This is a genomic window from Pseudomonas chlororaphis (genome assembly GCF_001921865.1).
Taxonomy (GTDB): domain Bacteria; phylum Pseudomonadota; class Gammaproteobacteria; order Pseudomonadales; family Pseudomonadaceae; genus Aquipseudomonas; species Aquipseudomonas chlororaphis_D.
The window spans coordinates 15093-37706 of the sequence record NZ_MSCT01000019.1 but is presented as its reverse complement, the minus strand read 5'-3'; the positions used below and the strand labels follow the sequence as shown (position 1 = coordinate 37706).

25 protein-coding genes are annotated in these 22614 nt (G+C 66.2%); 10 read left to right on the top strand and 15 right to left on the bottom strand.

Translation table 11 applies throughout. From position 1 onward, the window contains the following. Window positions 1-92: 92 nt before the first annotated feature. Window positions 93-911 carry an alpha/beta fold hydrolase gene (locus BTN82_RS20340; RefSeq protein ID WP_075120907.1) on the top strand — a complete coding sequence of 273 codons (819 nt, stop codon included), beginning with the start codon at window positions 93-95 and terminating at the stop codon, window positions 909-911. Between the two features lie 496 nt (window positions 912-1407). Beyond that, window positions 1408-1752 (top strand): DUF6124 family protein, encoded by a 345-nt coding sequence (locus BTN82_RS20335; protein WP_075120906.1) that lies wholly within the window; start codon window positions 1408-1410, stop codon window positions 1750-1752. Window positions 1753-1874: 122 nt separating this feature from the next. Here the strand turns inward: BTN82_RS20335 and dsbG are convergent, their stop codons facing one another. Genes dsbG through dsbD form a run of 3 tightly spaced genes read right to left on the bottom strand, consistent with a single transcriptional unit; the run spans window position 1875 to window position 5241 of the window. Then, window positions 1875-2642, bottom strand: coding sequence for a thiol:disulfide interchange protein DsbG (gene dsbG / locus BTN82_RS20330; RefSeq protein WP_075120905.1), 768 nt, complete (start codon window positions 2640-2642; stop codon window positions 1875-1877). Then, window positions 2618-3490: a TlpA disulfide reductase family protein gene (locus tag BTN82_RS20325; protein WP_075120904.1), complete on the bottom strand. Its 873-nt coding sequence runs from the start codon at window positions 3488-3490 to the stop codon at window positions 2618-2620. Before BTN82_RS20325 ends, dsbG begins: the two co-directional genes overlap by 25 nt. After that, entirely contained in the window at window positions 3490-5241 is a 1752-nt protein-coding gene (dsbD, locus tag BTN82_RS20320) for a protein-disulfide reductase DsbD (protein WP_075120903.1), read from the bottom strand. Before dsbD ends, BTN82_RS20325 begins: the two co-directional genes overlap by 1 nt. Before the next feature lie 153 nt (window positions 5242-5394). Here dsbD and BTN82_RS20315 point away from each other — a divergent pair, with 153 nt between their 5' ends. The 4 genes from BTN82_RS20315 to BTN82_RS20300 all read left to right on the top strand — a co-directional run bounded on the left by BTN82_RS20315 (window position 5395) and on the right by BTN82_RS20300 (window position 9348). Next, window positions 5395-6072: a response regulator gene (locus BTN82_RS20315; protein ID WP_075120902.1), complete on the top strand. Its 678-nt coding sequence runs from the start codon at window positions 5395-5397 to the stop codon at window positions 6070-6072. Next, window positions 6073-7398 carry an ATP-binding protein gene (locus BTN82_RS20310; RefSeq protein WP_075120901.1) on the top strand — a complete coding sequence of 442 codons (1326 nt, stop codon included), beginning with the start codon at window positions 6073-6075 and terminating at the stop codon, window positions 7396-7398. It begins immediately after the preceding gene. 230 nt (window positions 7399-7628) lie between these two features. Beyond that, window positions 7629-9041 carry an aspartate aminotransferase family protein gene (locus BTN82_RS20305; protein ID WP_075120900.1) on the top strand — a complete coding sequence of 471 codons (1413 nt, stop codon included), beginning with the start codon at window positions 7629-7631 and terminating at the stop codon, window positions 9039-9041. 82 nt (window positions 9042-9123) lie between these two features. Next, window positions 9124-9348, top strand: a complete 225-nt coding sequence (locus tag BTN82_RS20300) for an MbtH family protein (protein ID WP_053280257.1) — start codon at window positions 9124-9126, stop codon at window positions 9346-9348. 259 nt (window positions 9349-9607) lie between these two features. On the opposite strand, the gene BTN82_RS20295 is transcribed toward BTN82_RS20300, so the two are convergent. From BTN82_RS20295 to BTN82_RS20250, 10 genes are all read right to left on the bottom strand, one after another. Continuing rightward, on the bottom strand, window positions 9608-10429 hold the full coding sequence (locus tag BTN82_RS20295; protein WP_075120899.1) for a class I SAM-dependent methyltransferase: 822 nt from the start codon (window positions 10427-10429) through the stop codon (window positions 9608-9610). Between the two features lie 107 nt (window positions 10430-10536). After that, on the bottom strand, window positions 10537-11511 hold the full coding sequence (locus BTN82_RS20290) for a metal ABC transporter solute-binding protein, Zn/Mn family (RefSeq protein ID WP_075120898.1): 975 nt from the start codon (window positions 11509-11511) through the stop codon (window positions 10537-10539). Further along, window positions 11512-12411, bottom strand: a complete 900-nt coding sequence (locus tag BTN82_RS20285; RefSeq protein WP_075120897.1) for a metal ABC transporter permease — start codon at window positions 12409-12411, stop codon at window positions 11512-11514. Then, complete coding sequence (locus BTN82_RS20280; RefSeq protein WP_075120896.1) at window positions 12411-13166, bottom strand: metal ABC transporter ATP-binding protein; 756 nt, start codon at window positions 13164-13166, stop codon at window positions 12411-12413. The genes BTN82_RS20285 and BTN82_RS20280 overlap by 1 nt, the downstream gene beginning before the upstream one ends. Continuing rightward, a complete protein-coding gene (locus BTN82_RS20275; protein ID WP_075120895.1) occupies window positions 13163-14092 on the bottom strand; it encodes a metal ABC transporter substrate-binding protein in 930 nt (309 codons plus the stop codon). Before BTN82_RS20275 ends, BTN82_RS20280 begins: the two co-directional genes overlap by 4 nt. Before the next feature lie 35 nt (window positions 14093-14127). Then, window positions 14128-14700, bottom strand: coding sequence for a DUF6162 family protein (locus BTN82_RS20270; RefSeq protein ID WP_075120894.1), 573 nt, complete (start codon window positions 14698-14700; stop codon window positions 14128-14130). Beyond that, window positions 14697-15038: a hypothetical protein gene (locus BTN82_RS20265; RefSeq protein ID WP_410002837.1), complete on the bottom strand. Its 342-nt coding sequence runs from the start codon at window positions 15036-15038 to the stop codon at window positions 14697-14699. The genes BTN82_RS20270 and BTN82_RS20265 overlap by 4 nt, the downstream gene beginning before the upstream one ends. After that, window positions 15038-15580, bottom strand: coding sequence for a thiamine pyrophosphate-binding protein (locus tag BTN82_RS20260; protein ID WP_075120892.1), 543 nt, complete (start codon window positions 15578-15580; stop codon window positions 15038-15040). Before BTN82_RS20260 ends, BTN82_RS20265 begins: the two co-directional genes overlap by 1 nt. Then, a complete protein-coding gene (locus BTN82_RS20255) occupies window positions 15577-16788 on the bottom strand; it encodes a PepSY-associated TM helix domain-containing protein (RefSeq protein ID WP_075120891.1) in 1212 nt (403 codons plus the stop codon). The genes BTN82_RS20260 and BTN82_RS20255 overlap by 4 nt, the downstream gene beginning before the upstream one ends. Before the next feature lie 277 nt (window positions 16789-17065). Further along, window positions 17066-17524 (bottom strand): VOC family protein, encoded by a 459-nt coding sequence (locus BTN82_RS20250; protein ID WP_075120890.1) that lies wholly within the window; start codon window positions 17522-17524, stop codon window positions 17066-17068. A 284-nt stretch (window positions 17525-17808) separates the two neighbouring features. Here BTN82_RS20250 and BTN82_RS20245 point away from each other — a divergent pair, with 284 nt between their 5' ends. The 3 genes from BTN82_RS20245 to BTN82_RS20235 all read left to right on the top strand — a co-directional run bounded on the left by BTN82_RS20245 (window position 17809) and on the right by BTN82_RS20235 (window position 20553). Continuing rightward, window positions 17809-19032 (top strand): SfnB family sulfur acquisition oxidoreductase, encoded by a 1224-nt coding sequence (locus BTN82_RS20245; protein ID WP_075120889.1) that lies wholly within the window; start codon window positions 17809-17811, stop codon window positions 19030-19032. A gap of 3 nt (window positions 19033-19035) precedes the next feature. Beyond that, the gene (locus BTN82_RS20240) at window positions 19036-19701 is read left to right on the top strand and encodes a methionine ABC transporter permease (protein WP_075120888.1); all 666 of its coding nucleotides are present in this window, start codon (window positions 19036-19038) and stop codon (window positions 19699-19701) included. An 81-nt stretch (window positions 19702-19782) separates the two neighbouring features. Beyond that, entirely contained in the window at window positions 19783-20553 is a 771-nt protein-coding gene (locus BTN82_RS20235) for a MetQ/NlpA family ABC transporter substrate-binding protein (protein ID WP_075120887.1), read from the top strand. A 36-nt stretch (window positions 20554-20589) separates the two neighbouring features. Here the strand turns inward: BTN82_RS20235 and soxR are convergent, their stop codons facing one another. After that, on the bottom strand, window positions 20590-21036 hold the full coding sequence (gene soxR, locus BTN82_RS20230) for a redox-sensitive transcriptional activator SoxR (RefSeq protein ID WP_075120886.1): 447 nt from the start codon (window positions 21034-21036) through the stop codon (window positions 20590-20592). Between the two features lie 104 nt (window positions 21037-21140). Between soxR and BTN82_RS20225 the strand changes: the two genes are divergently transcribed. Then, window positions 21141-21506, top strand: a complete 366-nt coding sequence (locus tag BTN82_RS20225) for an antibiotic biosynthesis monooxygenase (RefSeq protein ID WP_075120885.1) — start codon at window positions 21141-21143, stop codon at window positions 21504-21506. On the opposite strand, the gene BTN82_RS20220 is transcribed toward BTN82_RS20225, so the two are convergent. Then, entirely contained in the window at window positions 21503-22609 is a 1107-nt protein-coding gene (locus tag BTN82_RS20220; protein WP_075120884.1) for a sigma-54 interaction domain-containing protein, read from the bottom strand. The two genes, BTN82_RS20225 and BTN82_RS20220, sit on opposite strands and share 4 nt — an antisense overlap. Window positions 22610-22614: the final 5 nt, after the last annotated feature.

Below are 22614 nucleotides of genomic sequence, written 5' to 3'. Positions count from 1 at the left end.
TGGAGCCGCCCTTAGGACTCGTCCGATTGACGGCTCCTTTTCACCGGCACAGGCTAGCGGAGATTTTTTCCAAGCCCTCAAGGAGACAGTTGATGCCCTTCGCGACCATTGATGGACAACCCCTTCACTACCTCGACCAAGGCAGCGGCCCGGCGGTATTGCTCGCCGGCAGCTACCTCTGGGACCTGAATATGTGGGCGCCGCAGATCGAGGCGCTGTCCAGGCATTACCGGGTGATCGCCCTCGACCTCTGGGGCCACGGCCAATCGGGCGCGTTGCCGCAAGGCACCGCTTCGCTGGACGACGTGGCGCGCCAGGTGCTGGCGCTGCTGGATCACCTGGCGATCGAACGCATTACCCTGGTCGGCCTGTCGGTCGGCGGCATGTGGGGCGCACGGCTGGCCCTGGCGGCACCGCAGCGCATCAACGGCCTGGTGTTGATGGACACCTACCTCGGCGCCGAACCGGAGCCGACCCGCCAGTATTACTTCTCGTTGTTCCAGCAGATCGAAGAGGCGGGCACCATCCCGGCGCCGCTGCTGGACATTGTGGTGCCGATTTTCTTCCGCCCCGGCATCGACCCGCAGTCGGCGCTGTACCAGGACTTCCGCGCCGTCCTCGCCGCGCTGCCGAGCGAACGCCTGCGCGAAAGCGTGGTGCCCATGGGCCGCATCACCTTCAGCCGCGAGGACATCCTGGCGCGCCTGAACCAACTGGACCCGGCCAGCACCTTGCTGCTGTGCGGCGACCAGGACAAACCGCGCCCGCCTGCGGAAACCCAGGAAATGGCCGAACTGATCGGCTGTCCTTATCAGCTGGTGCCCGACGCGGGGCATATCTCCAACCTGGAAAACCCGGCATTCGTCACTGAGGCGTTGTTGAAGTTCTTGGCGCAGCGGCATTCCTGCTAAGGATGCGGCGCCTGGGCTGACGTCATCGCGAGCAATCGAGCGTCGACCGGCTGCTCCTACAGGGATCGCATTCTTTTGATCTACCGCGTTCTTCTGTAGGAGCGAGCTTGCTCGCGATGCGATCCCCCGGAACACCAACGACCTACGTAACTCCGCGAACCCTGTAGCCGCTGCCGAAGGCTGCGCACGACTGCGCAGCAGTCGCCAAACCAGCCAACGCGGTGTGTCAGGTACAACACGGTGGTCCGGTTTACGGCCGCTTCGCGCCCGAACGCAGCCTTCGGCAGCGGCTACAGGGGGCCAATTCGCTTTCTTTTGTAAGGTACTTCCGAGAAGCCGTTTGCGGCTTGAAGGTGGTTGTCCTGACATACTAGTCTGCGTGGGTCATCGCCAAATCGATGGCCGGAAGTGCAAGTCCGAAAAACATGCCGGGAACGTACGAAGACCCAGAAGTAATCGCTGGGTGTTCATATCCACTGTGTTGAGGACTGCACCCATGAAAAAGCCAATTCCTGTGTATCGCTACCCTGAACTGAAAACCGCCAATCAGACCTTGCGTCAGTCTCTGGCCAGTTCGCCTGCCGAATCATTCGATGCTCTTCCTGCAACCGCGGCAGGGCCGGTCAGTCCGGATTCTCTTTTCAGCGTCCGCGAAGGCATCAGCGCCGAAGAAGCCCTGGTGCATGTCTCGCTCTTGCTCAAATGCGCCGAAGAGGTCAGCGACGAGATCACCGAGCGCGGCAGCGGCCTGGAGCGTGGGTTGATCTGGTCGATGGTGCATTCCGTGGAGATGGCCAGGGCGGTGGTGGATGCGTTGTTGGATGGGCGTGGGGGGCGTTGATTTGCGGGGCACTTGAGGGCCTCATCGCGGGCAAGCCTCGCTCCTACAGAAGACGTGTTGTTTTTCTGTAGGAGCGAGCTTGCTCGCGATGGCGGCGTGATGAGCGCCGCCGGATTCAAGGCTTACTTGGGCCCGAGAATCTTCACCAGCTTGTCCGGCGCGGGCGCGCCTTGTTGCTGCTGCAGCTCGCCCTTGTCGTCCATGTAGAAGATCGCCGGGGTGGCGGACAGCTCCAGTTCGTCCATCAGCGCCATGTTGGCGTCGAGCTTGGCCTGGACCTCGGCGGGGATTTTCGCCAGCGGTTTGAGCGAACTGCCCTTGCCGGCTTTTTCGTGGTCTTGCAGGGCTTGTTGCGGGTCCTTGGCGGCCAGCAGGGCGGCGGATTTGCCCGGGCTGTCTTCGCGGATGATGCCGACCATGATGTGCCGCAACTGCACCTTGCCGGCCTTCACCCAGGGCCGCGCCTGTTCCCAGAACATGTTGCAGTACGGGCAGTTGGGGTCGCTGAACAGGTAGACCACGCGCGGCGCGTCGGCCTTGCCGTCGGCGATCCAATTGCTCTTTTCCATCTTCGCCCAGACTTCCTTGGCCATCGGCGCGTAGACCAGCTTTTGCAGCGGTTCGGCGCTCAGGTCCTTGCCGTCGGCGTCGTACAGGTTGCCCAGCAGCACATGCTTGCCGTCCGGGGTCAGGTACAGGGCCATGCCGCGGTTCTGGTACTGCGCGGCGTAGCCCTTGAGGCCGTCCGGGGCATCGAAGCTGCCGATGATCTTGGCGCCCTTGGCTTCGATCTTCTTGATCGCGGCGGGCAGTTCTTCGGCGTGCAGCAGCGGTGCCTGGAGCAGGGCTGCGCCCAGGGACAGGCTCAGCAGGTGGCGGATGAAGGGCATGGCAGTTTCCTTGCGGGGGCGGCCGGCGTGGCCGAGGTCGAATGCGGTGGCTCGAAATGTTCCAGGGCGCGGGCCAGGCTGGCCTCGGACAACTCGCCGAGGTGGCTGCCGAGCATGCGCCCGTCGGCGCTGTAGAACAGCGTGGTTGGCAGCGCCATGGAGCCCACGGCCTGGCCCAGGCGGCCGCTGGCGTCGAACAGCACGTTGTTCAGGGTCAGGTCCTGGGTGGCGAGGAAGGTCGTGACGCTCTGCATGCTTTCGGCCTGGTTGACGAACAGGAAGGTCAGGTCCGGGCGTTGCTGCTGGGCTTTTTCCAGCACCGGCATTTCCCGGCGGCAGGGCGGGCACCAGGTGGCCCAGAGGTTGATCACCAGGGGTTTGCCCTGGTAGCTGGCCAGTTGCACGGTGGCGCCGTCGGCGTTGCGCAGGGCGATATCCGGCAGCCGCGTGCCTTGCTCGAAAATGCTCAGGGACAGGCTGGTCAGCAACCAGAACGCCAGGCCGGTGCCGACCCCGGCGCCCAGCGGCTTGCGCAGCCCCGGGCGGCGCCAACCCCAGGCGAGGGCGGCCAGCAGCAGGACGATCGCCCCCGGCCAGGCGAGGAAACCGCCGTCGCGCAGGTCGACGATCTGCCACAGGTCGTGGCGGTAATGCTTCCAGTAGGCGACCACGAAACCGATGCGCGCGGCCAGCATGCCCAGCAGGAACAGGCCGAACAGCACCGACTCCGGGTTCTCGCCGCCGCGCTTGGCCACCCGCCAGCCGACAAAGGTAGCCAGCGCCAGGGCACTGATCAGCAGCAGGTGGTTGAGCGCGATGGCAAAGGTGCCGATGGTAAAGGTCAGCATCAACGGGCTTCTCGGGTGGCGGTCCAGCGTTGCAGGAAGCCCGCGGCGTCTACCTCGCCGGTAATCCGCTGGCTGCGTCGTTCTTCGCCCTCGGGGCCGATCCATAGCAGGCTCGGCGGCCCCGGCACTTTATAGCGGCCAAGCAGTTCGCGGCTGGCGGCGTTGTCGGCGGTCACGTCCAGGCGCAGCAGGCGCACGTCTTTCAGGGCCTCGAGGACCTGGGCCTGGCCGAACACCTGCTTTTCCATGATCTTGCACGACACACACCAGTCGGCGTAGTAGTCCAGCAGCACCCACTGGCCCTGGGCCTTGGCGGCGTCGAGGGCGTCCTGCAGGGCGGCCGGGTCCTTGACGGTGGTGAAGGCGTCGTGGGCGCTCACTGTCGCCACACTAGTGCCGCCGGTGTAGACCTTCAGCGGTCGCCACAGGTCGTCGCTCCCACCGGCGGCGCCCACCAGCAGCAGGCCGCCCCACAGGCCGAACACCACTGCGCCGGCGCCGAACAGGTGGCCGGCGCGCCCGGCGGCGCGCATCTGCTGCCAGGCGGTGTAGGCCAGGAGCAGTGCCAGCACGCCCCACAGGCCGATCCACAGCGACTCGTCAAGCACCGGGCGCAACAGCACGATGGCGGTGCCGAGGAACAGGAAGCCGAATACGCCCTTGAGCAGGTTCATCCACGGTCCCGGCTTGGGCAGGAAACGGTTGCCCACGGTCACCAGCAGCAACAGCGGCAGGCCGATGCCCAGGCCCATGACGAACAGGATCAAGCCGCCGTGCAGGGCGTTGCCGCTCTGGGCGATGTACAGCAGGGCGCCGGCCAGCGGCGCGGTCATGCACGGGCCCACCAGCAGGCCGGACAGGGCGCCGAGCACCCCGGCGCCGATCAGGCTGCCGCCGCGGCGCGAGCGGCTGGCGTTCTCCAGGCGATCGCGCAGGGCCGCCGGCAGTTGCAGCTCGAAGAAGCCGAACATCGGCAGCGCCAGGATCACGAACACTGCGGCAAAGCTGCCCAGTAGCCAGGGCTGTTGCAGCAGCGCTTGCAGGTTGGCGCCGAGCAGCGCGGCGAGCACACCCATGGCGGCATAGACCAGGGCCATGCACACCACATAGCTGCCGGCCAGGGCGAAGCCGCGGCGCGGGCTGGCGCCGCTGCCCACCACCAGGCCGGCGAGGATCGGCAGCATCGGCAGCGAGCAGGGGGCGAAGGCCAGCAACAGGCCGAGGCCGAAGAACACCAGCAGGCTCCAGCCCAGGGCGCGCTGTTGCAGGCCGCTGGCCAGGGCCTGGTCGGTGGCTTCGGTACCGGCGTTGCTGGTGCTGGCGTTGCCGGCGGCGGCCGGGCTGCCGCCCAGGTCCACTTCCAACGATTGCGGCGGGTAGCACAGGCCAGCGTCGGCGCAGCCCTGCCAGCCGACCTTGACCTTGCCGGTGGCGCCCGCGGGGATTTTCAGTTCCAGGCCCTGACGGTACACCTGCTGCGCGCCGAAGAATTCGTCGCTGTGGGCTTCGCCTTCGGGTAACACCGGTTTCTGCGCGTCCGCCAGGCCGTTGAATTGCAGGCGCTGCTGGTACAGGTAATAGCCGTCGGCGATCTGCCAGAACAGCTGGGTTTCTCCCGACGCCAGGCGCTCGGAGGTGAAAACGAAGGCTTTGCCGACCGGGAGAAAATCGGGTTTGACCTCGAACGGGTTGTTACCCGCCTGGGCCAGGCCCGACAGCAGCATGAACAGCAGGATGAACAGACGATGCATGGAAAAGCCTTAAACCGGTGCAAGTGACGGGCACAATGGCCGATGGCGATTAACCGATGATTAACCCTGGACGCCTTGTGACACTGGCGGTGCAGGCATAATGTCGGCTTAATCGGCGCTCATTTTAATGCACTTTTTCCTACAGGTTTCACCATGCACGTATTGGTCTGCGAAGATGACGAACTGATCGCCAGCGGAATCGTGGCCGGCCTCACCGCCCAGGGCCTGACGGTCGAGCACGTGGCCACGGCCTCGGCGGCGCGGGCCATGCTCGGCGTGGCGGAATTCGACGTGATGGTGCTCGACCTCGGCCTGCCCGACGAGGACGGTCTTAAGCTGCTCAAGCAACTGCGCCACAACGGCCTGGAAATCCCCGTGCTGATCCTCACTGCGCGGGACTCGGTCACCGACCGGGTCGACGGCCTGCAGGCCGGCGCCGACGATTACCTGCTCAAGCCCTTCGACCTGCGCGAACTGGCGGCACGCCTGCATACCCTGTTGCGCCGGGTGGCGGGGCGCAGCGTCAACCTGATCGAGCACGGGCGCCTGACCTACGACCCGAGCACCCGCGAGACCCTGCTCGGCGGCCAGCCGGTAGACCTGTCGCGGCGTGAGCAGTCGCTGCTCCAGGCGCTGCTGCACAACCGCGGCCGGGTGCTGTCTAGCGAACAGCTCAAGGACAGCGTCTACGGTTTCAACGACGAGCTGGAGAGCAATGCCCTCAACGTTCATATCCACCACCTGCGGCGCAAGCTCGGCAATGGCATCGTCGAGACCGTGCGCGGCCTGGGCTATCGCCTGGGGCCGGCGGACGGCGGGGAGGAGGCGTAAGTGATCAGCCTGCGTTTGCGCCTGAGCCTGACCATCGGCGCGGCGTTCGTGCTGATCTGGGCCCTGGCGGCGGCCTGGATGTTCAGCGACCTGCGCAACCAGATGATGTTTTCCCTGGACCAGCGCCTGGTGGCGTCGGCGCGCATGGTCGCCGGCCTCCTGGAGCAATTGCCGGCGCTGCCGAGCAAGGGCGAGGGCACCCATTTCAGCGCCGAACAACTGAATATTCCTGGCGGCATGGCTTGCCAGGTCAGCTCCCTGCGCGGCGAGATCCTGGCCCGCAGCCATAACCATCCCGACGAAAAGCTCGAGGCCGAGCGCCTGGGTTTCCATGACCAGACGATCGACGGCGTGCGCTGGCGCAGTTTCACCCTGGCCCGGGGCGATTTGCGCATCACCACCGCCGACCGTCAGGTCGAGCGCGAGGCCCTGAACATGTCGGTGCTGCTGGCCGCTTCGGTGCCGGTCGGCGTGGCGTTGCTGGGCTGCCTGTGGCTGTTGTGGCTGGGCATCGGCCAGGGCCTGGCGCCGCTGAACCGCATGCGCGATGCCTTGATGCGGCGCAGCGCTGATTCCCTGGAACCCTTGCAGATCCACCCGCTGCCCAGCGAATTGCGGCCGCTCCTGGAAACCCAGAACCAGCTGTTCCAGCGCATCGGCAAGACCATCGAGCGCGAACGCCGCCTGACTGGCGATGCGGCCCACGAACTGCGTAGCCCGCTGACGGCGATCAAGACTCACCTGCAAGTGGCGCGCATGACCGACGGCGCGGCCCGCGATCAATCCCTGGCCCGGGCCGAAGAGGGCGCCGACCGCTTGCACCGGACCCTGGAGCAGCTGCTGTTGCTGGCGCGGGTCGAGGGCAGCCTGTCGTTCGAGGACGGCGTGCAGTGCAATGCCGAGCAGGTGGCGAAAACCGCGATCCAGGATGCCGCCAGCGGCGCGCGCCAACGGGTCAGGCTGCATATCGACGAACGGTTGTCGGCCGCCCCGCTGGAAATGCCCTCGGTGCTGGCCATCGCCGCGCTGCGCAACCTGCTGGACAACGCCTTGCGCCATACTCCGAGCGATGCGCCGGTGGAGTTGAACCTGGAAACCATCGGCAACCGCGTGCGTTTCCAGGTGCGCGACCACGGCGACGGGATTCCCGACGAGGACCTGCAACACCTGACCCAACGCTTCTGGCGCAATGGCCAGAGCACCGGCTGCGGCCTGGGCCTGGCGATTGTCCAGGCGATCGTCCAGCGCTGCGGGTGCGTGCTGCATTTCGACAGCCGGCCCGATGGCTTGCGGGTCGAGTTGACCATGCCTTTGCAATCGGCCTGACGGCCTATCGCGAGCAAGCCCGCTCCTGTAGGCGCGAGCTTGCTCACGATGGCGTTCTGATGTTCGCCATCACCTTTGCGGTTGATACGCAATAAACCCTCCCTTGGGTGTAAATCCTCCCCCCGCTGATGCGTTTCCAGAACAGGAAAACCTGCGAGTGCGCGCTGAACCGGCTGCGTACCTGTGTGGTGTGCGGTTTCGCTCAACTCATCAGCGTGAGGATTCGAGAGATGTCAGTTGCTACCAGCCTTGTCGACGATCAGCCCGCGCGGGTCAGCCCCGCGCCGGAAGAGACGCTTTACCAGTTCACCGAATCGCCGTTGCTGGCCCGTCAGAACCAGCAGGAATCCAATGCCCGCAGCTACCCGCGACGCATTCCGTTGGCGCTCAAGCGCGCGAGCGGCATTCACGTCGAGGACGTCGAAGGCCGGCGTTTCATCGACTGCCTGGCCGGTGCCGGCACCCTGGCCCTGGGCCATAACCACCCGGTGGTGATCGAGGCGATCCAGCAGGTGCTGGCCGACGAACTGCCGCTGCTGACCCTGGACCTGACCACGCCGGTCAAGGACCAGTTCGTCCAGGACCTGTTCGGCCTGTTGCCGCAGGCGTTGGCCGCCGAGGCGAAGATCCAGTTCTGCGGCCCTACCGGCACCGACGCCGTGGAAGCGGCGCTGAAACTGGCGCGGACCGCCACCGGCCGCAGCACTGTGCTGTCGTTCCAGGGCGCCTACCACGGCATGACCCAGGGCGCCTTGAGCCTGATGGGCAGCCTGGGGCCGAAGCGGCCGTTGGGCGCGCTGCTGACCAACGGCGTACAGATCCTGCCGTTCCCCTACGACTACCGCTGCCCGTTCGGCCTGGGCGGCGAGGCGGGGGTGAAAGCCAACCTGAGCTACCTGGAAAACCTGCTCAGCGACCCGGAAGCCGGCGTGCAACTGCCGGCGGCGATCATCGTCGAGCCGGTGCAGGGCGAGGGCGGGGTGATTCCCGCCGACCTCGACTGGCTGCGCGGCTTGCGGCGGCTCACCGAGAAGGCCGGTGTGGCCTTGATCGTCGACGAGATCCAGAGCGGTTTCGGCCGCACCGGCAAGATGTTCGCCTTCGAACACGCGGGGATCATCCCCGATGTGGTGGTGATGTCCAAAGCCATCGGCGGCAGCCTGCCGATGGCGGTGGTGGTCTACCGCGACTGGCTCGACACCTGGCTGCCGGGCGCCCACGCCGGCACTTTCCGCGGCAACCAGATGGCCATGGCCACCGGTTCCGCGGTGATGCGCTACCTCAAGGAGCACAAGGTGGCCGAGCACGCCGCGGCCATGGGCGAGCGCCTGGGCGAGCATTTGCGGATCCTGCAGCGCGATTACCCGCAGATGGGCGATATCCGCGGTCGCGGCCTGATGCTCGGGATCGAGCTGGTGGACCCGAGCGGCGAGAAAGACGCCCTGGGCCATCCGCCGCAGTTCAGCCGCCTGGCGCCGCTGGTGCAGCGCGAATGCCTCAAGCGCGGGTTGATCCTGGAAATGGGCGGGCGCCACGGCAGCGTGGTGCGTTTCCTGCCGCCGTTGGTGATCACCGCGGCGCAGATCGACCAGGTGGCGGATATTTTCAGCCGGGCGTTGGCCGCCGCGGTGGACAGCCTCTAATTTTCCGCGGGGCCGGAACGTTCCTTAATTCACAACCGCTGCGCGACTGGCGCAGCGAGCCTTACAGCGATGGAGACAAGCAATGACGTCAGTATTCGACCGCGAGGACATCCTCTTTCAGGTAGTGGTCAACCACGAAGAGCAATATTCGATCTGGCCCGACTACAAGGCCGTGCCGCAAGGCTGGCGCACCGTGGGCAAGAGCGGCCTGAAGAAGGAATGCCTGGCCTATATCGAAGAGGTCTGGACCGACATGCGTCCGTTGAGCCTGCGCCAGAAGATGGATGCCCAGGCTGCCGCCAACTGATTACAGCCAGCCTGTAGCCGCTGCCGAGCCTTGGCGAGGCGGCGTATGGGTTGGGCGGCATTCCGACGAAGCGGCCGCAACGGGGCAATGTAATTATCCTGACCCACCGCAGGCCCGGGGTTTGCGCCTGCTGCGCAGGCGATCGCAGCCTCGCAGGCTCGGCAGCGGCTACAGAGATAGCGGCGGCCTGCCTGTGAGTGGTTCAGACAAGAAAAGCCCCGCCCTCGTGAGAGGACGGGGCTTTTTTGTGGGCGTAGGCTCAGCGTTTGACGGCTTGCAGGGTGTAGCTCAGCGGCAGGCGCAGGGGCTGTTCCTTGAGATGCCATTCGCCGTGCTCGTCGCAGTCCATCTGCCCGGGCAGGGCTTCCCAGGGGATGCTCTGGTGTTCCACCAGGCCGCGGATCTCCAGGCCGTACTTGAGCAACGCACTGACGATTTCCCCCAGGCCATGGTTCCACGAATGGGTGACCGTGGCCGTGAGCGGGCGGTCGGTGCTGACGTAGGTGCTGTCGTCGTCCCAGACCAGCGGTTCGCGGTGCTCGAAGTACGGCAGGCTGACGACCAGGGTGTCGGCATGGCGTTCGTCCAGGGTCCAGAGCATGGGGTGGCCTTCGCGGATGAACAGGCGGCCGCCGGGCTTGAGCAGTTCGCTGACGTTGCGCGCCCAGGTGTCGACGCTGGGCAGCCAGCACAGGGCGCCGATGCCGGTGTAGACCAGGTCGAACGCGCCCTTGGGCAATGCCTCGCTGGCCTTGTAGACGTCGGACTGGACGAAGTCGATGGCGGTCCCCGTACGCGCTGCCAGGGCCCGGGCCTCGGCCAGTGAGGCGGGGGAGAAGTCGAGTCCGGTCATCCGCGCGCCGAGGCGTGCCAGCGACAGGGTATCGGTGCCGATATGGCATTGCAGATGCACGCCGCGCAGGCCGTCGATATCCCCCAGCAGCGGCAGGTCGAAGCGCACCACCTCGGACAGGTGCCGCGGGTCGTCGACGAACAGCTGCGCCTGGTAGTCCGGCGAGGCCGCGTGCAGCGGGGCGCGCTCGTCCCAGTTGGCCTGGTTGAGCTTGAGGTAGTCACTCATGGCGGGGCCTCCTGTCCTGTGGGGGAGCAGCAGGCTAGCACCGGCGAGGCGGGCGATTCTTGGGGGAATTTGTAAGCTGCGCCCTTTCCCCCAGAGATTGTGGTAGATCAGCTCTTCGGCGCCAGGGCGCTGGTGACCTGGCCGATATTGCTCTCCAGCTCCCCCAGCGGATCGGCGCTGTCGGTGGGTAGCACCAGCAGTTGGCTGCCGGCGGCGCTGATGGCGGCCTTGAGCGCGTCGCTGGGCTGGCGGTGATGCAGGACCAGCGCCACGTCGTTGTCCTTGAGCCTGGCTTGCAGCTGTTGCAGGGCTTCGGGCGTCCATTCGTTGTCGGCGCGGGCGTCGGTTTCCAGCAGTTCCAGGTTGAGCCCGCTGACCAGATAGGCGAAGTGATCGCTGAGGCTGACGACGCTGAGGTTGTCGGCGTTGGCCAACTGCGCCTCGGCGTCGGCGCTGAGCTTGAGCAGGCGCTGCTTGAGGCTGGCCAGGTTAGCGTCGATCTTCGGCTTGGCGGCGGGGGCCAGACGTACCAGGTCGGCGGCCAGCACGTCGGCCATGCGCCCCAGGTTGTTGCTCGATTGCCAGGGCTGGCTGTTCAGGCCGTCGCTCTTGCCGGGTTGCAGGGCTACCCCGGGCAGGGCGCCGTCCACCGGGCGCGCGGCATCGACTTCGACCACGCGGATGTTGCTGCGCCGGGCGTTGGGGTACAGCGGGTCGTCCGGCCAGATCGAGCGCAGGCCGATCACCGCGTCGGCGTCGAGCGCCAGCTTGTGCAGCGCCGGGGCGCCGCGTCCGGTGAAGTAGGCGGTCTGGCGCGAGCCCGGCAGGTTGTCCGGGGCGGCGCGTTCGAGCCGCACGTCGGTGCCTTGCAGCAGGATCTGGCCGAGGCCGAAGGTCACCGGCAGGGAGGCCAGGACCGTCACTGGCTTGCTCGCCGTGGCGCTGTGCAGCGCGGTGTTGCCCATGCCGCTGGAAGCCAGCATGCGCATGGGTTCGAAGCGGTCGAGTTCGGCCAGTGCCGGGGTACTGACCAGCCCGCTGAGGGCCAGGGCAAGAGCCAGGGGACGCAATGAACTGTGCATTTATCCGATATTCCCTTTGAGGCTGGGGACGATGCCGCGGGCGATGGCGGCCAGGGCGAAGGCGACGCCGGCCACCAGGATGATCGCGGCGCCGGAGGGGACCGGCAGGTCGAAGAGGATCGGCAGCAGGATGCCGCACAGGGTGCTGACCGTGGCGATCAGCACCGAGATCCAAAAGAAGCCCTTGAGCGACTGGCTCAACAGGCGCGCGGCGGCGGCCGGAATCACCAGCAGGGCGCCCACCAGGATCGCGCCGATGACCTTCACCGCGGCCACGGTGATCAGGGTCACCAGGATCACGAACAGGTAGTCCAGGGTTTTCACCGCGACGCCGCGCACGGCCGCCAGTTGCGGGTTGAAGCTGGCCAGCATGATGCGGTTGTACAGGGGCAGGCTCAGGCCCATCACCAGGGCGCCGACGACCAGCAGCACCAGCAGGTCGTTGCCGTTGACCGTGAGCACCGAGCCGAACAGCACGTTTTCCAGGATGTGCACGTTGATCTTGCCGGCGAGGATCAGCAGCAGGCTGGCGCCCAGGGCCAGGGACACCGAGAGGAATACGCCGATCAGGGTGTCTGGGGCCAGGCCGGTGCGGTTGCGCAGGTAGTTGAGCAGGATGCCGAACAGCAGGCAGTAGCCGAACAGGCTGCCGTACGGGCCGGTGTAGGGCTCGCCCAGCAGAATGCCGATGGCCACCCCGGTCAGCGCGGCGTGGCCCACCGCTTCGGAAAAGAACGCGAAGCGCTTGACCACCACCAGGGTGCCCAGCCCGCCCAGCACCGGGCCGATCAGCAGGCCGGCGAGCAGGGCGTTGACCACGAATCCGTAGGCCAGGGCTTCCGGCAGGTAACCGGAGGAGGCCCAGCCCTGGACCATCAGGCGAAAGGCTTCGTAACTCATCAGGCGGCACTCCCGCTGGCAACGTCCGCGGCGCGCGGGTGGGTGGAAAACAGCGTCAGCAGGCGGTCCGGGGTCAGGGCCTGTTGCGGGTGGGCGTCGAACAGCACCTGGCGATGCAGGCCGGTGACCCGGTCCGCCAGGCGGCCGACCGCTTCCAGGTCGTGTTCGATCCACAACAGGGTGATGCCGGCCTGGCGCCAGTCGCCGAGCAGGCGCTCGAACACCTGGATGCCGGCCTCGTCGAGGGCCGACATGGGTTCGTCGAGCACCAGCAGTTGCGGCGCCGGGATCAGGCCCTGGGCCAGCAGCACGCGCTGGCGTTCGCCGCCGGACAGCGCGCCCATGCGCCGTTTACGCTTGTCTTGCATGCCGACCCGTTCCAGGGCTTCGCCGATGGCCGCGGCGTAATGCCGGCTCAGGCCGAGGAAGGCGGGGCGGCGTTGGCACATGGCGGCCATGAAGTCGTCGACGGTCATTGGCAGGCCGCGGTCGAATTCCAGGGCTTGCGGCACATAGCCGATTGTCCCCGGTTCGCCCGGCCATTGCAGGCGCAACTGGCCCTGGTGCGGCATTTGTCCGAGCAGGGTCTTGATCAGCGAGCTCTTGCCGCCGCCGTTGGGGCCGACCAGCGCGTGCACGGTGCCGGGCTGCACCTTGAAGCTGACGTTGTCGAGGATGGTGGTGCGGCCCAGGGTCAGGCCAACCTGGTCGAACTCGATGGCCGGGCCCTGCAGCAGGGTCTCGATGGCGGTCATGCGCCGGCCTCCTGAATCGCCCGGACCACGGTGTCGAGGTTGCCTTTCATTTCCTTCTCGTACTTCTCGGCGCTGTAGTCGCCGTAGGAAATGTGCGACAGCGGGTACAGCTTGACCCCGGACTCGCGCTGGATGGTGTCGACGTAGGTGGACGGGAAATCCATCTCGGAGAAGATCACCTTGACGTCCAGTTCGCGCAGTTGGTCGATGGTCTTTTTCAGCTGGCTCGGGCTCGGCTCGATGCCATGGGCCGGCTCGACCACGGCGGTGACTTCCAGACCGAATTCGCGCAGCAGGTAGTCGTAGGCGGCGTGCACCGTGGCCACCCGCAGGTCGGCGTTGGGCGCCTTGGTCAGCTTGGCCAGGGCATCGGCGCGCATCTGCCGCAGGCGCTTGCCGTAGGCGCGGGCGTTCTGGGTGTAGGTCTTGGCGTTGGCCGGGTCCATCTTGCCCAGCTCGCGGGCGATGTTATTGACCTGGGCGATGGAGGCGCTGATGGACAGGAAGGTGTGCGGGTTGACCACCTTGCCGGCGCCGCGCGCGGCGATGCCGGTGGCGGCCAGCAGCGGCACGTTCTGGTTGGCTTCGATCACCGGGATGTCCGGGCGCTCGCTGGCCTCGATCATGCGGTCGGCGAAGTCGTCGTGGCCGACGCCGTTGAGCACGATCACGTCCAGGGTGCCGATGCGCTTGATGTCTTCGGCGCGCGGTTCATAGGCGTGGGGGTTGAAGCCGGCGGGAATCAGCGGCACGACATCGGCCTTGTCGCCGACGATGTTCGCCACGTAGCTGTAGTACGGGTGCAGGGTGATGCCGATCCGCAGGCGCTTGGCCTGGTCGGCCGTGGCGAGAGGGCTGAGCAGCAGGGCGAACAGGCTGACCAGCAGCACCCGCAGGAACGGGCGGCGTTGCGATGGAATAGGCATGGGCTAGCGGTCTTCTCTCGGGTGAAGGCGTGGGTTCAGTGGCGATGCTGGCGGGTCACTCCGGCATCGAATTGCGCGACTACCTGCTGCCAGCCGGCACTGGCCAGGGCGGCGTCGCTGAGGTCGTCGGGGACGGCGAGGGACGGGGCGCGGTTGAGCCAGATGTCCGGCGCGGCGTCCGGGTCTGCGGCGATGCGCATCAGCAGCGAACCGGCCACCGCGTTGTCCTGGCTCAGGCCGATATAAGCCTGCTGGCGCAGTTGCCAGGCATGCCCGCCGCGGCTCACCGAACTGGCGTCCTGGGCGAAGGGGGCGAAACCCTCCTCGGCCAGTTGCTCGGGCGTCGGCAGGGCCTGGGCTTCTTCGCGCAGCAGGCGGATTTCGTCGAGGGTCACCCGCAGGTCGGCATAAATGCCTTGTTCGCTGGCGCTGAGGTCGCGGCGGGCGTCGAGCTGATGGCTGGCGACGCTGGCGGTTTCAGTGGTTTCGCCGCGCCAGAGCACCACGGAACCGGCGACGCCGAGGATCAGCAGGCACAACAGCAGGATGTACAGGGTTTCATGGCCGGCGCCGGCCGGGCGCACGACTTGGGTGGTGGAGGTGCTCATGGGGCCTCGATGTCGGCTTGGTCGATCTCGACCACATGGCCGGGGCCGGCGTCGAACAGCACGTAGAACTCGGCGTCGGGCTTCTTGAAGGTCAGGGTCGAGTCGGCGCCGAGCTTGCCCGGCACGAGGATGGTTTCGTCGTAGCCGATCACGTCCAGGGTCACGCCCGGGGCGCCGCTGCCATCGGAGAAACCGCCGGTGCAGCGGATCTGCTCGCCGTCGATCTGCTTGCACTCGCACATCGGGTTGTGGGCCAGGGCGCCGCCGCTGAACGCGGCGCCGGCGAGCAAGAGCGCGCCGGCGCTGAGCAGGCGCAGGCGGGCGGTGGCTACAGCAATCATGGTTTGACTCCTTGTTGGTTCAGCCAGGCGACGGTGGCCGGGGAAGCCTGGTTCAGGGGAATGGCGGCCTGATGCATGCTGCCGTCCCAGCCTTCCATGGTGATCCACAGCTCGGCGTCGGCCTTGGTCTTTTCCGGCACGGTCAGGGTGGCGCCCATGCGGTACGGGGTACCGAAGAAAATCACCCCGGCGGCGCGCAGGCTGCGGGGTTTGCCGATGCGCAGGTAGGTGGCCTTGACCTGGTCGATGCAGGTCTCGCACAGCGCGGCGTTGAAGTCTTTCTGGTAGCCGGCCGGGCCCTGCAGCCGCGGCGACTCGTTGCGCAGCTCGGCCAGGCGCAGGCTCCAGGGGCCGACCTGGACCTCGCCGATTTCGCGCTCGCCCAGGCCGCTGTCGCCGCGGAACAGCGCCGCGTCGGCAAAGTACTTGGGCATGAACCCCAGGGGGATCAGCAACAGCAGGATATTCAGGTGGAAGCGCCATTTATGCCAAAGCTGGCCCAGGGGCGAAGCCGGCGTTGCCTGGTTGGTCTGGCTCACAGGTTGCCCTCCGGCGTTTCGGTGTGCAGGGCCGCGACCGGGTGTGCGGCGGCGCTGGAGCGCGGGGCCTTGTTGCTGCGCTTGAGCGCCGCGGCAGTGGCCAGGGCGGTGCGCTTGGTCCAGATCAGCAGGCCGCTGAGCACCATCATGCTCAGCAGCAGGCCGAAGAAGCACCAGATCAGCTTGATCCAGATGCCGCCGAAATCCCCGGTGTGCAGTGGGCGCATGGACTCGGTGACGAACTCCAGCGGCGTCCGGTGGGACAGCAGGTGGGCGGTGTCCACGGAACCGGTATAGGGGTTGAGGTTGGCGGTCTGGTACATCAGCGGATACCAGCCGCGGCCGCCGATGAACATATGGCTATAGGCGTTGCTCGGCAGGCTGACGAAACCGACTTCGAAGCCCTGGATCTTCTGCGTGGCGATGCGGATGGCCTCATCGATGCCGATCATCGGCGCGGGGCTGCCGTCGGCGGAGATCGGTACGCTTTCGCGGGCGATCACCGGCACGATGGGTTCGCTGGAAATGGTGATCTGGTTGTCGCTGAGGATCGCCTCGATCAGGAACCAGGTGCCGGTGACGGAGATCACCGCGATGAACCAGATCGACCAGATGCCGCTCAGGCGATGGAAGTCGCCCCAGAAGATCCGTGCGCCGTGGCGCAGGCGCAGGGTCGGCTTGAGAAAGCCCTTCCAGAACTTTTTGTAGACCACCAGGCCCGTGACCAGGGAGGCCAGCATCGGCAGGCCGAGCAGCGAGACCAGGTACCAGCCCCAGCTGTAGCCATTGGTGAAGGGCACCAGCCACCAGCCGTGCAGGGCGCGGGTGAAGGCCTGGAAGTTGAACTGCGGGCTGACGCCCTGGATGACCCCGGTGTACGGGTTGACGTAGACCGAGACAGAGCGGCCATCGGGGTAGCTGACACCCACGGTCAGGGCGAAATGCGCTTCGTCGGAGGTGATGATGCTTTCGACCAGGGTCTGCGGCTCGGCCTGCTTGATGGCCGCAATGATCTGGTCGTAGCTCAGCGGCTCGGCGTCGTCTGTGGGTTTGCTGGCGCGGATGTCCGGGTTGGCCAGCCAGACGATTTCCTGGCTGACCACGGCCAGGGTGCCGGTGACGCAGACGATCAGCACAAAGAACCAGATGGGCAGCGCCAGCCAGCTGTGAACGAGAAACCAGATTTTCGAGCGGGACTTCTTGGACATTGAACACGCGTCTTGATTCGAGGAGTGGAGTCGCGGGCATCGCCGGCCCCGGGAATAACCCGCGGCATGGCTTTGGCCAACGCGGCCTGCTGCATCTAATTAAGACGAATGAGAATCGTAAATCCCGAAAGGCGATATGAAAGTAAATGTTTCCATGCGACCAATGGCGTGTGGACGGTCTGGGGACGCTATCGCGAGCACGCTCGCTCCTACAGGGGGTGCGGGCTCTTCTGTAGGAGCGAGCGTGCTCGCGATCAGCGGTTTGCCGGCAGAAAACTCAGCCCTGCTGAAACATCTCCATGGCCCGCTGCCTGATCTGCTCCTCGCTCAGGTCTTCCTTGCGGGTAGCGACAAACCACAGGTGGCCGAACGGGTCTTTCAGGGTGCCGCTGCGGTCGCCGTAGAACTGGTCCTTGACCTCGGACACCACCTGGGCGCCGGCGGCGATGGCTTGGGCGAACTGTTTGTCGACGTCTTCGACGTAGAGGTGCAGACCGACGGAAGGCGATTTGTCGGGGTTGCTCAGCGGGCCCTGGTCGCAGGGCGTTCCCAGCATGATCGGGCTGTCGCCGATGCGCAGTTCGGCATGCCCGACGCTGCCGTCGGGCATTTCCAGGCGCATGGTCTGGATGGCGCCGAAGGCTTTCTTGTAGAACTCGATTGCCTGGGCAGCCTGGGCAATCCCCAGGTAGGGCGTGATGCCGGGGTAGCCCTCGGGGATGGGTTTAACGCTCATCGCGGTTCTCCTTGTCGTCGTCGGGTTCGCGGTGGCGAACCCTGTGCGGTTTTCCGTCGGTTCACTATAGGCCCGCAGGGGCGACGGGCCGGGCCAGGCCGACGAGGTGTCGGCCTGGCAACAGTCGCGGCTGTTCGCCTGCCAACAGCAATCCAGCAATTTGCCCGCTAGGGCGGAGGTGTGGCAGGCGCCGGGTGTGCGCAAACCCTTGAATGACGGGGCGAATCTTCCGGCACAGAAGCTGCAATGGACTTGGCGACCCTTCATTCGCCCGAGAGCGTTACATGCCTGCCTTGCCCGAATCTGCCGCTTACCCCCTTCATTCCCCCGTTGCCCATGTGATCGGCGACGCCGCCGAGGCCCTGGCGGCGGCCGAGCGGGTGGCCGCGGTCTTGCTGGAGCGCGACGCCGAGCGCGATCGCACGCGCCAGGTGCCGGCCGAGGTGGTCGACCTGTATTCCAACAGCGGCCTGTGGGGCATCAGCGTGCCCCGCGAGTTCGGCGGCGCCCAGGTCTCCTATGCGGTGCTGGCCCGGGTGATTGCGATCATTTCTGCGGCCGACCCGTCGTTGGGGCAGATCCCGCAAAACCATTACTGCCTGCTGGAAGACATCCGCCTGCAAGGCACCGCCGAGCAGCGGGCGCACTTTTTCGCCTTGGCGTTGCAAGGCCATCGTTTTGCCAATGCGCTGTCGGAAACCGGCGGCAAGAACGTCCAGGACATCCAGGCCACTGTGCGCCGCTCGGGGGACGCTTACCTGATCAACGGGCGCAAGGGTTATTGCACCGGTTCGCTGTACGCCCACTGGCTGGCGGTGCTGGCCCTGGATGAAGAGCAGAAGGGCCAGTTGGCTTTCGTCGAGCGCGGCACCCCGGGGCTGGCGGTGCTCGACGACTGGGACAGCATGGGCCAGCGCACCACCTCCAGCGGCACGGTGCTGGCGCAGGACCTGCGGGTCCCGGCGTTCAATCTGTTCCCCACGTACCGTTCCTACGAAAGCCCGACCCTGGCCGGGCCCTTTGCCCAGTTGACCACCGCCGCCATCGATGCCGGCATCGCCCGCGCCGCCCTGCGCGATACCGTGGCCTTCGTGCGACAGCACGCCCGACCGTGGATCGACGCCGGGGTGGAGAAGGCCAGCGAAGACCCGCTGACCATCATTCAGGTCGGCGCCCTGGACATTCGCCTGGAAGCCGCCGAAGCCCTGCTCGAACGCGCCGGCCAGGTGCTGGACGCGGCGCGCGCGGCGCCGGACGAAGAGAGCGTCGCCCAGGCCTCGCTGGCGGTGGCCAGGGCCAAGGTGCTGACCACGGAAATCGCTATCGAGGCCAGCAACAAGCTGTTCGAGCTGGGTGGCACCCGTTCGACCCTGAAACAGCACAACTTCGACCGCCACTGGCGCAACGCCCGGGTGCACACCCTGCACGACCCGGTGCGCTGGAAGTACCACGTGGTCGGCAACTGGCTGCTCAACGGGGTCAAGCCGCCGCGTCACGACTGGTCCTGAGCCATGGCCGAACTGTTCAAGAACATCTACTGGGCCGACATCGGCCAGGCCTGCCTCGACACCCTGAGCATGCTCGGCGCGGCGCTGGGTTTTACCGTGCTGCTGGGGCTGCCGCTGGGGGTGGTGCTGTTTCTCACCGGCAAGCGCCAGTTGCATGAATCGCTGGGCGTGTACCGGGTGTTGTCGGTGCTGGTGAACATGCTGCGTTCGCTGCCGTTCATCATCTTGCTGATTGTGTTGATCCCGCTGACGACCTTTCTGGTCGGCACCTCGCTGGGGGTGCCGGGCACCATCCCGCCGCTGGTGGTGGGTTGCACACCGTTCTTCGCCCGGCTGGTGGAGACCGCGCTGCGCGAGGTCGACCGCGGGGTGGTGGAGGCGACCCAGGCCATGGGCGGCAGCACCTGGCAGATCATTCGTCACACCCTGCTGCCCGAGGCCCGCGGCGGGCTGCTGGCGGCGGTCACGGTGACGGCCATCGTGCTGGTGGACTACACCGCCATGGCCGGGGTGATTGGCGGCGGCGGGCTGGGGGACCTGGCGATCCGCTACGGCTACCAGCGTTTCCAGACCGACGTGATGGTGGTCACCGTGGTCCTGCTGCTGGTGCTGGTACAGGCCCTGCAAATGACCGGCGACCGCCTGGTGGCGCGCTACAGCCGGCGTTGAGCCCGGCCTTTTTTAAAAGCAAAAAACACGGCCCCACGTGCGCCCCACGACGGCTCTCTGCATCTGCCTTAGGAGCAACCCATGAAAAAGACCCTGGCCCTGTTGGCCGCCGTACTGTCCTTGAGCGTTCACGCCAACGAGAAACTGGTGGTGGGCGCCACGCCGGTGCCTCACGCCGAGATCCTCGAATTCGTCAAGCCGGAACTGGCCAAGGAAGGCGTGGACCTGGACATCAAGGTGTTCACCGATTTCATCCAGCCCAACCAGCAACTGGCGTTGAAGAACCTCGACGCCAACTACTACCAGTACCGGCCGTTCCTCGACGACTTCAACAAGACCCGACACACCGACCTGGTGCCGGTGGTGGGCGTGCATATCGAGCCGTTCGGCGCCTACTCGACGCGGATCAAGAGCATCGCCGAGCTGAAAGAAGGCGCCAGCGTGTCGATCCCCAACGATCCGGTGAACACTGGCCGCGCCCTGGTGCTGCTGCACGAAGCCGGGTTGATCACGCTCAAGGACCCGAGCAACACCCTGGCCACCCAGCGCGATATCGTCGACAACCCCAAGCACCTGAAAATCCGTGAGCTGGAAGGCGCCTTGCTGGCCCGCTCGGTGAGCCAGGTGGACCTGGCGTTCGTCTTCGCCAACTACGCCCTGGAAGCCGGGATCGACACCAACAGCGCGCTGATCGTGGAGAAGGGCAAGGACCTGTATATCGAGTTCCTGGTGGCACGCCCGGACAACCTCAACGACCCGGGTATCCAGAAACTGGCCAAGGCCCTGAATTCCGACGCGGTGCGCCAGTTCATCCTCACGCGCTACAAAGGCCAGATCGCCCCCGGCTTTTAGGCAGTGGCCGGCGCGGGTGCCAGGGAGGGCGCTGGGTTAGAGCAGTTGCGCGCCCGGGCCGCGTTCGCCGAGGACGTCGCCCTGGTTGCGCAGCGGGCAGGCTTCCATCGACAGGCAGCCGCAGCCGATGCAGCCGTTGAGGCGGTCGCGCATCAGCGTCAGTTGTTGGATCCGCTCGTCCAGCTCAAGGCTCCACTGCTCCGAAAGGCGCTTCCAGTCGGCCGCGCTCGGTGCCCGGTGGTCCGGCAGGGTGCGCAGGGCCTCGCCGATTTCCGCCAGGGGAATACCCAGGCGCTGCGCCACCTTGATCAACGCCACCCGGCGCAACACTTCCCGCGGATAACGGCGCTGGTTGCCGGCGTTGCGGTTGCTCTTGATCAGGCCCTTGCTTTCGTAGAAATGCAGGGCCGTGACCGCCACGCCGCTGCGCGCGGCCAGTTGGCCGACGGTGAGTTCCTTGTGCGCGGCGGGTTGATTGAGCATGGCGCGTTCCGAATAAAAGTTGCTTGACCTCTACTTAACTAGAGGTTTTACCCTGCAGGCCTTCGAATCGCAAGATTCCGTTTATCCGTCAGTGGGGACTCGCCATGCACGCGCTTGAGCAAAACCGCAGCTTCACGCAACTGATCGAATTCGAGATCGACCCCCATCAACAGCACGGCCTGGTGGCGGCGCTGGCCGAGCAGACCGAGCGCCTGGCCCAGGGGTACCCGGGGTTTCTCAGTGCCAGCGTGCAAGCCAGCGACGACGGCCGGCGGGTGCTCAACTACCTGCAATGGCGCAACCGAGAGGCAGGCGAGGCGGCCTTCCAGGGTTTCGAGAAAGGCGAGCAGGACTTCTGGAAACTGATCCGCGCCCATCAGGCCAAGACCGTGACGTTCGGTTCGTTCCAGGTGCTGCGCAGCATCGAGCGCAGCGCGGACGATGCGCTGCACTGCCGGTTGGCCGGCTAGATCGACAGTTGCAGGGTGCGCTCGTGCTGGCTGGGGGTTTCCTGCGCGCGGCGTTTGTTCACCGCCAGTTCGCCGATCTTGATCAGCCGGGTGCGGGTGACGTTACGGCTCAGGCCCAGCAGGTTGGCGGTGTGCACCTGGTTGTAATGGCTGAAGCGATAGGCCGCGCGCAGCAGCGCATCCTCGACCTTTTCATGCAGGGCGCCGGCCTGTTCCTCGAACAGGGTGCGGAAGGCCCGCTCCAGCAAGGCTTCGGCTGAGTCGTCGTGGTTGGGGTGGCTGTCGTCCTGGCGCTCGATGCGCATGTTCGACAGGCGCAGGTCGTCGCGCTCGATCAGCCCGTTGCGGCAGATCAGCAGGGTGTGATGAATGACGTTTTCCAGCTCGCGGATATTGCCCGGCCAGCTGTAGCTCTTGAGCTTGTGCTCGGCCTCCGCGCTGATGGTGATGGCGCCGTAGCCTAAGCGCTGGCTGTAGGCCTCGATGAAGTGCCGGGTCAGCGGCAGGATATCGCCGGGGCGTTCGCGCAGCGGGCTCAGCTCCAGGCTGACCACGTCGAGGCGGTAATACAGGTCTTCGCGAAAATGCCCGGCGTTGATGGCTTTCTCCAGTTGCACGTTGGTCGCGGCCAGCACCCGGACATCGATGGGGATGCTTTTGCGCGAGCCGAGGCGCACCACCTCGCGCTCCTGTAGCACCCGCAGCAACTTCACCTGGATCGCCATCGGCAAATCGCCGATCTCGTCGAGGAATAGGGTGCCGCCGTTGGCCTCCTCGAACCAGCCGGCTTTGGCGCTCAAGGCTCCGGTGAAGGCGCCTTTTTCATGGCCGAACAGCTCGGCCTCCACCAGCGATTCGGAGAACGCCCCGCAGTTCACCGCCACGAACGGCCGGTTGCGCCGGGCGCTGAGGTTGTGGATATGGCGCGCCACCAGCTCCTTGCCGGTACCGGTCTCGCCGATGATCAGCACGCTGGCTTCGCTCGGCGCGACCTGCTGCAGATGCGCCAGCAGGGCCTGGGATTTCGGGTCCTCGAACACCTGGGCGGTGGCCCGGATCGAAGTGGCCAGGGCGGGCGAGGGCGGTAAGGTCAAAAGCTGCATGGACA